This window comes from Chryseobacterium pennipullorum (assembly GCF_003384725.1).
GTDB lineage: Bacteria > Bacteroidota > Bacteroidia > Flavobacteriales > Weeksellaceae > Chryseobacterium > Chryseobacterium pennipullorum.
Genome location: NZ_QNVV01000034.1, coordinates 1 through 12021, shown reverse-complemented (window position 1 = coordinate 12021; position 12021 = coordinate 1). Strand labels below are relative to the sequence as shown.

Sequence of the window (12021 nt, the reverse complement as noted above, 5' to 3'; positions counted from 1 at the left end):
CTCTATCCAGTCAGGAAAAGGGAAAATGGAAGCGGGAAGTAAGCCCAACAACGGCTATGACTTTCATCTTGTCAAGCTGAACCAGCAGGGAGAACAGGTCTGGGAAAAATATTTCGCAGGTCAGAATCATGATTTTCTTTCCGCTACCGTAACCACTCAGGATGGTGGATTTTTGGTATCCGGTACCTCGTATTCAGGGAAAGGGCTTGATAAAAAAGACGATTCCAAAGGCGGATCCGACATCTGGCTCATCAGAATTAATGAATTCGGAGATGAACTGTGGCAGAAAACCTTGGGAAGCACGTCCGATGAAGAAGCCAGAGCAGTGATTCAAACTACGGATTCAGGATTCTTTGTGGCCGGAAATATTCAAAACTCATCGAAAGGATATGGTTCAAAAGATGTCTGGATTACCAGACTCGACAAAGACGGAAAAGAACTTTCTCAATTGATCTTAGGGGGAAAAGGTCTGGACGAAATTGAAAAGATGATTCCAACCAGGGATGGAGGTGCTTTACTGGGTATCTATTCGAGGAGTTCCGAGATTCGTGGTGCGGGTTCAATACATACAGATTCAAACTCTAAAAACCCGAATCCAGAATCTCGCTATCCTAAAACCAGCAGCAACTTCGGGGAAGGCGACTACTGGATTGTAAAGCTTGACAAAAACGGAAAAGTAGAATGGGAAAAGAACTTTGGAGGTAAATGGGATGATCATATCAGAACATTGGCTCTAACTTCCACAGGTTTTGTCATCGGTGGTGAATCAAGATCGGAAAGATCAGGAAACAAATCCGTAGGCATCGAAGAAGGAACAGATCTATGGTTAATTGCCCTAAATGACAGAGGCGATGAACAATGGCAAAAATCCTACAATTTTAAAAACAGAGACATCTTAATGGGAATGAATGTGATTCATTCCGGAGATGATCAATCCTCAAAAGGAATCTTGCTGGGAGGTTATACTCAGGCTGAGGGAAGGGTTGAAAAAGATGACGAAACCTTCTGGATGCTTTATGTGGATGGAAATGGCAATGAACAGTGGAGAAAACATGTAAGCGGAGAATCCAGACAAAAAGAAGAAAGACTTTCAGATTTAAAATTGAACAGAGACGGTTCCATTATCCTTGCCGGAACCAGCGCTACAGAATTAGGAAAAGAAAATTGGAAGATTATAAAGTTGGGCGACAAACAAGTGGATCAGCTGATTCCTAAATATGATATTAAAATCTACCCGAATCCAGTTTCAGACTATGCGTACGTAGAAATCGGCTTTGATTTCAAAGAAGCTGAGATTCTGTTGTATGATATGAGCGGCAGACAGCTTCAGAATGTGAAGACTAAGAATAAAGTAACCAAAATCAATACCCAGGCTTTGGTGCAGGGAGCTTATCTGGTAACGATAAAAACGGATACAAATAAAACGACGAATGGTAAATTGATTAAGAAATAATGAGAAAAAATATTACAACTATACTTTCAATACTAACTGGCGCAGTATCTTATGCACAGCTAAATATAAAACCACCTAATACAGATGCTATTTCTGTATTCAATTTCACGGAAAGCCCTGTTTCTCTTCATACAGGATTGGTTGATATAAGTTATCCAATCTATGAAATTAAAACACCAGGATTAACAATACCAATTAATCTTAGTTATTTTTCTAGAGGTGTCCGTGTAGATGAAATCGGGTCATATGTTGGAATAGGATGGAGTCTTAATTATGGAGGTATGATAAGTCGACAGATACGTGAGGGAGCAGATGAAGAAGGAACTTTTGGCTATCTGAACAATAAAATATACGATAATTTCTTTACAAATAATACGAAGAGAGTTGAAGTTGTGAGGAGTATGCAAACTCTGTCACCAAATGATAAATATGACTTTGCTCCAGATCAGTTTTATTTTTCAATTGCTGACTATTCTGGAAAATTTATTTTTGACAGAAATGATAAAAAGCCACTTCAACAACCTTTTACTGATATAAAAATAGAACCGGACTGGAGTCAAGGTTCTGTTCTTCATAGCTGGCTTATCACAGATACAAAAGGAAATAGGTATTATTATGGAAGAAATACTGAAAAAAATTTCAACTATGAAAGTCGTATTACAGCAATAACATCTATACAACCGATGCATCCAAACCGTAATAGCGCGATTATTACTGAGGCACAGAAAGTTGATCCAGATACATGGTACCTACAAAAAATAATCACAGCGACTAACGACACGATTAAATACAATTATGTATCCGATATTGTCACCTACTATAAAAAGGATTATGATATTCAGCGCGGAACATGTGTTCCATTGTGTGTTGAAATGCCGAAAATAGGAGAAGTTAATACTTACTTTTCTGATGTTCAAGAAGAAAAATTTGTTTTAGAGTCTATAGAGTTTCCTCAGGGAAAATTAGAATTTGTTTTAGGTTCAGATATAAGACAAGATGTAAAGTTTGGATTTCCTTTGAAAAAAATAGTTGTTTACGATAAATACAATAAGCCTATCGAATCTTATACTTTGATTCACAACTATTTTAATGCTTATATGAATGCCGCAAATACCAATACAACTTTAGTGGGACTTGATTCAAGCTCAAAAAAGAGAATGTTTCTAAAAGAAATTGTAAAAGAGGGCTTTGAGAATAATTCTCCAGTTTTAATTGAAAAGACTAAGTATAATTATAATACCACCCCACTTCCAGATCGTTTTTCTACCTCAAAGGATTTATGGGGATATTCTAACTATCAAAATAATGGGACATTTGATCATTTTTATGACGACGCTTATGGAAATGTAACCAACAGAACTACCGACGAAGTATATTCAAAAGCAGGAACTCTCACGTCTATAGAATTACCTACAGGCGAAAAAAGAGTATTTGAATATGAAAATAACAAATTACAATCTCCTTATTTAAATTATAACAAAATACTTGGTTTTGTAAATACAGATGGCTTAGGGAATTATTATGGACCTGGGCAAAGAATAAAAGCAATAAAATACTATGATGGAGATAACCTTAAAATGAAGAAAACGTATGAATATACATTTGATGGAACATCTAGTACTGGAAAGTTATTTGGATCAAGGGAATATAGGGCTATCTTAGGAACTAAATATTACTATCCTCCAGGTACTCCAATTACCATTCTTGATCCTGGAGGTGTATTACTTGGAGACAGTAATTCTGCTTTAGAATCCCGGGATTTTGGATATTCACTAGTCAAAGAATATCTTGGAGATCCAACTATTAATAGTGGAAAAATTGATTATACATTTACTAATCATCCTGATACATGGAACTTTGCAGAGTATCCCTTTCATTGGCCCAATGACAATAATTGGATGAGAGGACTACTTCTTAACCAAAAATATTATGAAAATAAAAACAATACTTATATACTTAGAAAAGAAATAAACAACCGTTACAAGATAGGAGGTTTTGATTATGACTTTATTGAGGATTTGGTTGGTCCTCAACCAGGGTTCACATTCGCTTTTCCACCAGCATTCAATTATGAGAAAACGAACTATTTTTATAAAATGCCATTGGCAAGAATTTATTTAGATAATCGCATAAAAATAGAACTAGCTGGTCCACCACCAGCAAATTCTCCGTACCTGATATCTTCAGATGCAGCAAATAAGCTTTATTGGTCTTTCAAACCATATGTCTTTACTGGCGGAAGAATAGAAAAAGACGAAACAGTAGTCACTTCCTACAATAGTAATAATCAAATAACTACGAAAACAAAATATACATACCCTTCCTATTCCAATAATGTTTCTAAAATAACAAGCACCGATACTGATGGGGCTATTCTACTAACAGATTATAGCTACGCTCAGGAAAAAGGTAATCAGTTGATGATCAGTAAAAATATGGTTGGAATACCATTGGAAACCATGACATCCAAAACAATTGGGAATGCTACTAAAACCATCTCAAAGGTTGAGACTGTGTATCCACCAGCTATCCCCACTTCACAAACAGGAAATTTAGTGTTGCCATTATCAGTAAGATCCTTCAATATTCAGAATCCTACCGATAGCAACAGTGCTACTACAGATATCACTTACGATCAGTACGACACTAATGGTAATCTCCAGCAATACACCACCAAAGACGGGATCTCTACGGTAATCATCTGGGGCTACGATAATACCCAACCTATCGCCAAAATTGAAAATGCCAAATTAGCAGATATCGGACAGTCCTTCATCACGGCTATTGTTAATGCTTCCAATACGGATGCTGCTGCCGGCAGAAACAATGATGAATCTTCCTTACTATCTGCTTTTACCACGTTCAGAGGTCAGCTTCCAAATCATCAGATTACGACCTATTCTTATGATCCATTAATTGGGGTGAGAAGTATTACCCCGCCATCCGGTATCAGAGAGGTCTATCTTTATGACGCTGCCGGCAGGCTTAATGAAATCCGGGAGAATAATCAGACGGGGCGTCTGGTGAAAGAATTCAAGTACAACTATAAAAACTAACACATGAAAAAAATAATGATCCCCGTAGGAGTACTGCTGATGGGAGGGGCTGTAAAGGCACAGCTTAGCCCTCTTCCCAATACGGAAAACTATATTCAGACCAAGACCTATCTTGATTACAATGGAACTTCCCCTACCAAATCTGCTGAAACCGTTCAGTATTTTGATGGCTTGGGAAGACCAAAGCAGATCGTTAATGTCAAAGCATCCCCTCTTGGACGTGATGTGGTTACTCCCATTGTTTATGATGATTTTGGAAGACCAGTGAGGGATTATCTCCCTGTACCCCAATTATCGACTAACAATGGAAGTATTTACTCCCAAAATTCTAGCTTGGTGGATTTTCCCGTGGGCGATCCTCAGGGATTATATACCAATGAAAAAGCCTTTGCTGAAAAAACTCTGGAAAAATCTCCCCTGAACCGGATCCTGGAACAAAAACAGGTCGGAACAGCCTGGGGTACCAAACCTGTGAAGTTTCAGTATGATACGAATATTGATGGTGAGGTCAAGAAATATACAACACAGACAAACTGGTCAAGTGGGACAACATATGGTCCCATTACTCAATCAGGAACCTATGGAGCAGGACAGTTGTATAAAAATACCATCACTGATGAAGATGGGAATAAAACGATAGAATTTAAAAACGGACAGGGACAGACCTTGTTGGTAAGGAAAGTTTTGAGCGCTACTGAGAATGCGGATACATATTATGTGTATAATGAATATAACCAGCTAAACTATGTTATTCCACCCCTAGCGGCCATTGCTACAGACATCAATACTGTTCTCTCAACCCTTTGCTATACTTACAGGTATGATGGAAAAAACAGGGTAATAATAAAAAAAGTTCCTGGAAAAGGTTGGGAATTTATAGTTTATGACAAGGCTGACAGAGTGATTATGACTCAAGATGCTGTAATGGGAGCATCCAAACAATGGCTTTTTACCAAATATGACCAATTTGGAAGGCCAGCTTATACAGGGATCTATACAAGTACTCAGGCAGCAGGAACAGCAGGCCGTGCCGCAGAGCAGGCACTAGCAGATGCGCTGGCGACTAATGCAGTAAAAAGAACATCAGCGGCAGGCTTTACAGAGGCCAGCGGAATGCCTGTATACTATGATAACAATCCTGCTACTAGCTATCCAAGTACTGGAATCAAAGTTCTAAGCATCAACTACTATGACACCTATCCGGCAGATTCCCCACCCGTTACCAATGCCTTTGCCCAACCTCTTCTAACCGATGACCCTGCCCAGGCAAGAACCACCAAAGGGCTTCCCACAGCTTCCTATGTAAAGAATATAGAAGACGATGGATGGACGAAGAATTACACCTGGTATGATACCAAAGGAAGGGTGATCGGCTCAAGAAGCAAAAACCATCTTGGAGGATATACCATTATCAACCATAAGCTTGACTTTGCAGGAATGATCCTTCAGACCAATACCTACCACAGAAGGCTGATGGCCGATACCGAGAAAAAGATTGTAGAGAAATTCACCTATGACTCTCAGAACAGGCTATTGACCCATACCCATCAGGTAGATACTAATCCTGTAGAAATTCTGGCTCAGAATAAGTACAACGAACTTTCGCAGCTTGACTCCAAGAAAGTAGGAGGAATAAGTGCAGCCTCACCCTTACAGCAGATTGATTATAAATACAATATCAGGGGGTGGATGACTAAAATCAATGATCCGAGTGCCTTAAATGGGAAATTATTTGGGTATGAGCTGAGGTATACCAATCCAATCAATACTACCTATGCTCCAGGCAGGCACAATGGAAATATTACAGAGGTGGACTGGAGAACAGCGAAAGATAATGAACTGAAAAGGTATTCCTATAGTTATGATGCTTTGAACAGGCTTAACTTTGGACATTATTCCGAACCTAATACGACAGTGCCTTTGGAGAATCACTATGGGGAAACTACAGAATATGACCTGAATGGAAACATTATGCGGTTGTATAGAAACGCTAAAAATACCAGCAATGGCTTAGCTATGCAAATTGATGATCTGACTTATGTGTACTCCGGGAATAAGCTTACCAAAGTAACAGATGCTTCCCAGAATTATTTAGGATATGCTGGGGGGGGAAATACAATTGGTTATGATCTGAATGGAAATATGACAAGCCATATTGACAAAAATCTTAAAAGTATCAGCTATAACCACCTGAACCTGCCTAATTCTTTTAAAAGTAACTCGACAGGTATTTCCGGAAACAGCACCTCCTATTTATACAGGGCTGATGGTACTAAACTGCGAAAAGCATATAATTATACAAAGCGTGGGGAGTTTGGAGAAACCAGCGAGGCACAAACGATTACGGACTACCTTGACGGATTTCAATATACCCTTGAGGGCTATGGCCTGATTTGTGTCGAATGCCCCGTACCTGTTCCTGATCTTCAATTTGTTCCCACCGCAGAAGGATATTTTGATTTTGTGAAAAATAAGTATATTTACAACTACACTGATCATCTGGGAAATGTAAGATTAAGCTACATGAAAGGGGGATCGGGAATAGAGATCATTGAGGAAAACAATTACTATCCATTTGGATTAAAACATGGAACTGATAACCCGAATGTAGGAAATCGTTCTTATCAGTATAAGTATAATGGCAAGGAGTTGCAGGAGACCGGGATGTATGATTACGGCGCAAGATTTTATATGCCGGATATTGGAAGATGGGGTGTGGTGGATCCGTTGGCGGAAACTTCCAGACGTTGGAGTAATTACACCTATGCCTACAATAACCCAATTAGATTTATTGACCCAGATGGAATGCAGGCAGAAGATAAGATTAAGATCTTTAACAATGGTAACATAGAAAGAACAAAAGACAATAATGCCTATGATACTATTACAAACGAAGATGAGTCTAAATCTATTCAAATTGCTCGGACAAATGTCACAAAAGATAACCCTACAGGAGACTCACAAATAGGAAGTATAAATAAAATTCCATTAAAAGTACCGGGAATGGATGAGGCTCCAGGAGGAGAACAGTTTACATTTTTTCAAATTCAGAATTATGACACTGCAACCCAATTCTTTGAATTTGCATCACTTAATACAGGTGTTGAATTTAGACAAGAATTGTTTTCTTTCTCCGATGGAGGATCTACCAATATGATTACTACAAATGGAATGAAAAATTTAGTTTTTGGAGTTGGCGATGTTTTTGGAAAAGATTATACATTTTCAACGGGTCATAATGTGGGAAATTCTACAAAAGCAGAAATGTCACATTCGCATCCTGATGAAAATCCCTTTTGGCCTTCAGGATATAACAATCATGGAAAAGATAGCAATCCTACGTTTACCCCTGGTTTACCTTGGTATGATAGAAAATCAGCAAATGCCACAAATAATTATGTTTTCAGTAAATATTTGCATAATTTAAATGGTGGTGGTTACATCAAGTACAATACAGAAAAAGCAACATATACAAAAACAAAAAAATGAAATTTTTAAATCTTATATTACTACTATTATTAATATCCTGTAAGGGACAGAGTTCAGAAAATAAACAAAATAATTTAAAAAGAATTACTCAGTCATACATCGATTTTAAAAAGAGCATTAGAAAGTTTGATTTGGAGAATGATGTTATTTTGGTAGGTGCAAATTCTATTGATAAGAATTCCTATTGGTTGGATATTGTATTTGACAATAGCTATACATTATCTGGCATGGATTATAAAGATTTATATCAAATAGATGGACTAAAGGTTATAATATTTAAAGATTTGGATAAAAGTCAGTTGTTGGAAAAGCTTTTTGATAAAATCCCCTATGAAAATCTTAATAAAGCAAAATATAGTATGACTTATGATTTAGTTCCTTTTCATACGGAGCTTAATAATAAAAATGAAATTTTATCGATAAAATCAAAGTATCCAATAAAAGATATACTTCCATTCTTAAAGAAGAATAAAGTAAAATTTTCAAAGGACTATCAAGAATAATATTATAAATATGAGAGGCTTTCTTTAGGGATAGTCTCTCGTTATAATAAGCTATAAGAATTAAAAGTACAACGGGAAGGAGCTGCAAGAGACTGGAATGTATGATTACGGAGCAAGAATGTATATGCCGGATATTGGTAGATGGGGTGTTGTAGATCCGCTGGCGGAACAATACCGAAGACATTCTACTTATAATTACGCTGTGAACAATCCTATACGTTTTATTGACCCTGATGGTCGTGGTATTGAAGAAACAACTTCAGGGATTAATTACACTGGAGAGGATGCTAAAGCTGCATTTTTACAGTTAAGAAATTCAATGTCAAATTCCTCTAATAGCTCACCTGATTGGCGTGAGGATGGGAAAGGTAATTTAATAAAAGAAAAAGGAGATAATGCTAGTACATTATTAAGTTATGTTAATAATAATTATAAGGATGCAAAGCTTAGCGAATCCGCTGCGAAAACTTTATATTCTACACTAGAAGATGGAAAAGTCAATTTAGACCAATTAAATCCAGAAACCTTAAATAAAAATTTATTTGGTTATAATTATCCGGGGGGAAAAAACCCAAGAAAATATAATGGTGAATCCGATTATTCAGTACCACCAACTGAAATAGAAGTTCCAGCTTTTATTCACGATAAGGATTATGATAAATTACACGCTGTAGGAGCGGGTGCATTATTTAAAAATACGGCTACAATTACAGCAGATGATCGCTTTGTTGATAGTATGGGTAAATTAGAAGATAAGTATCGAAAAGAAGGAAATACCAAGCTTATGATTCAGGCAAAAATATTAGGAAGGGGATTGAATTCCTTTTCTCAACCTAAAAGGCAAACTTTAAAAAGTATTTTGAAACAAGCTTTAACATTTCCATCATTAAAATAATATATGAAAAGAAATAAAATTTTATTCGGGACAATGCTATTTAGTTTAATATATGTATTGTTAGGGACTTTAGCTGTTTTGGTTAGTTTCCCAGAATACGCTTTGTTCGGCTTCGATTATAATAGTATACTCTGGACACCACTAGTAATAATTACTTATCCTGTTAATATTTTATTATTTGGGTTAGTTATGGTTGATGTCTCCTTTTTATCAATATTCATATTGCAAACCATAGTTTTTTTAATTTTATGGTTTATCTTATATAAGTTGGTTTTATACTACTTCAAGATAAGAAATAAGAAAAAAATTAGATAACAAAAAACCCACTGCAATTGCGGTGGGTTTTTATTTTACATAATGCTTTGCAGCTTAGTTTGTTTTAGGAACGCATCAAGAAGAGCGAAGACATGCTGTCTATCGTTCTCTTTTAGTTTTTGTATATCTAAAATTTTAGCGACAATATTTTTATTCACTAGAATATCCGTAGAGATAATCCAAAGATACTTTCTGCCAGTTATGTTACATTAGATAGCTTTGTTTCTGAGGCTCAGATCTAATCAGGCTTGATTTCCGAAACTATATTATCCAAATCTTTAGCTTGTCCAATCTTCTTAAGAAGGATATTTTGATTGCGGAAAATAAGTATATTTACAACTACACTGATCATCTGGGAAATGTAAGATTAAGCTACATGAAAGAAGTATCAGGAATGGAGATCATTGAGGAAAACAATTACTATCCATTTGGATTGAAACACGGAACCGATAACCCGAATGTAGGAAATCGTGCTTATCAGTATAAGTACAATGGCAAGGAGCTGCAAGAAACGGGGATGTATGATTATCACGCACGTCACTATATGCCAGACATCGGTCGTTGGATTAGCCAAGATCCTTTAAGTGAAGAATATCGCAGATGGTCACCTTACAATTATGCAGTAGATAATCCTATTCGATTTATAGATCCAGATGGAATGAGTGTGCAAGATATTATTGGAGTTACTAAGCAAGATGCTCAAAAATTTAAAGCAGACGTTCATAAGGTTTTATCTGACAGTAAGTTTTCTGGAGTTAGGGCACTTCTAGATGTTAAAGGGAAATCCTTTAATAAAGTAGATTCAGGCGCATTATCTTCTGCCTTAAGTGGGGTCACAGTTTCAAAAGACGAACAGGCATATATTGATATTGTTGTAAATGCAATTAACGATACCAAAGTTCATACAGTTGAATATCTATCAATGGGAGACACTGTATCTTCTGCTGGAGGAACGGCTTTTAAAAATCATTTGAACAAAGCAGCAGCAGGCACAGGAGATGTGTTAGTTCCTGATGCAAGTAATTTGTCAGTTGATCTTATTAATGGTTTAGGTGGAGAAGGGATGAATTTTCCAAGTGCAAAAGGCTCGCATTCGATTATTGTTGAAACAGCTTCAACTACACCAGAATCAAGGGCAGAAACATCTAGTCACGAAGTTTTAGGACACGGTGTACCATCAGCAAAAGGAGCATCTACTGCCGTTAATAATACAAATGCAATCAGAATGTCTAATTTGGTAAGAAGAGTTACTGGTAGTACTCAGCCAGCAAGAGATGGTATGGATCACGCAGGAGGAAAAGAAGGACAAATAAAAAATCCACAAGATTTACCAATGACAAGATAACGTTATGAAAACATTATTTTATATTATAATTATATTTTTTCCTATTGTTTTGAACGCTCAAAATAATAGTGAAATAAAACCATCAGATTCAGCAGGTTTGGTTAGTCGAGCCTTTGCTGATAATGTTCTATCTAAGTTTGATAAAATAAAAGCTCCTAAGATTTTATATTCATTGGATAACCGTTATTTTTATGTAATTATTAGTAATAATCCATATAGAGAGTTTTATGTTGTTTTAGATGGAAATAGTGTTTCAAAAATAGAACCTATTATTACGGAATTAAAGACAAGAAAGCAGAGAAAGCAAAATAAGCAATATTGTAAATTACTTTCTAAAGCAGAGCCTTTATTTGATTTTGGTAAATATAATAAGGAGTTTATCACAAAAATGCCACAAGCTACTTCTATTAGTGGAAGAGATTCGTATTTTGTTTTAAAAGATATTGATGGGAAAAGATATGGTGAATACAATTTATCATCAATCACCACTCCTTTACCAATCAATATGTATCTATGGACATATCTGACAAAAAAACTGTCTGATCAAATGGGAAACGATACTAAATAACAAAAACTCCCGCTGCTCAAAGTCTCCAGACTTAGAGCGGATAAAAAATAAACCCACTGCAATTGCGGTGGGTTTTGTGTTTTATAGAATAGAGTAATTTTCTACGGGAAACTACAGAATATGATCTGAATGGAAACATTATGCGGTTGTATAGAAACGCTAAAAATACCAGCAATGGCTTAGCCATGCAAATTGATGATCTGACTTATGTGTACTCCGGGAATAAGCTTACCAAAGTAACAGATGCTTCCCAGAATTATTTAGGATATACTGGGGGAGGAAACACAATTGGTTATGATCTGAATGGAAATATGACAAGCCATATTGACAAAAATCTTAAAAGTATCAGCTATAACCACCTGAACCTGCCTAATTCTTTTAAAAGTAACTCGACAGG

At 36.3% G+C, this 12021-nt stretch carries 6 protein-coding genes and 2 pseudogenes; all 8 read left to right on the top strand.

Annotation, left to right across the window (positions count from 1 at the left end; all coding sequences use genetic code 11):
* The coding region (locus DRF67_RS21060; RefSeq protein WP_133297686.1) for a T9SS type A sorting domain-containing protein at positions 1-1453 on the top strand (1453 nt) is incomplete at its 5' end.
* Complete coding sequence (locus tag DRF67_RS21055) at positions 1453-4509, top strand: RHS repeat domain-containing protein (RefSeq protein ID WP_115930268.1); 3057 nt, start codon at positions 1453-1455, stop codon at positions 4507-4509. The genes DRF67_RS21060 and DRF67_RS21055, both read left to right, overlap by 1 nt.
* 3 nt (positions 4510-4512) lie before the next feature.
* Positions 4513-7998: a DUF6443 domain-containing protein gene (locus DRF67_RS21050; protein WP_115930267.1), complete on the top strand. Its 3486-nt coding sequence runs from the start codon at positions 4513-4515 to the stop codon at positions 7996-7998.
* Complete coding sequence (locus DRF67_RS21045) at positions 7995-8501, top strand: hypothetical protein (protein ID WP_115930266.1); 507 nt, start codon at positions 7995-7997, stop codon at positions 8499-8501. The genes DRF67_RS21050 and DRF67_RS21045 overlap by 4 nt, the downstream gene beginning before the upstream one ends.
* A gap of 64 nt (positions 8502-8565) precedes the next feature.
* Positions 8566-8739, top strand: a pseudogene (locus tag DRF67_RS22025) (RHS repeat-associated core domain-containing protein); the annotation flags it as partial.
* Between the two features lie 1272 nt (positions 8740-10011).
* A pseudogene (locus DRF67_RS21880) lies at positions 10012-10372 on the top strand (RHS repeat domain-containing protein); the annotation flags it as partial.
* Positions 10373-11060: 688 nt separating this feature from the next.
* Positions 11061-11624, top strand: coding sequence for a hypothetical protein (locus DRF67_RS21025; protein ID WP_115930263.1), 564 nt, complete (start codon positions 11061-11063; stop codon positions 11622-11624).
* 140 nt (positions 11625-11764) lie between these two features.
* Positions 11765-12021, top strand: a 257-nt coding sequence (locus tag DRF67_RS21020; protein WP_133297685.1) for a hypothetical protein, incomplete at its 3' end; no start/stop codon positions are given.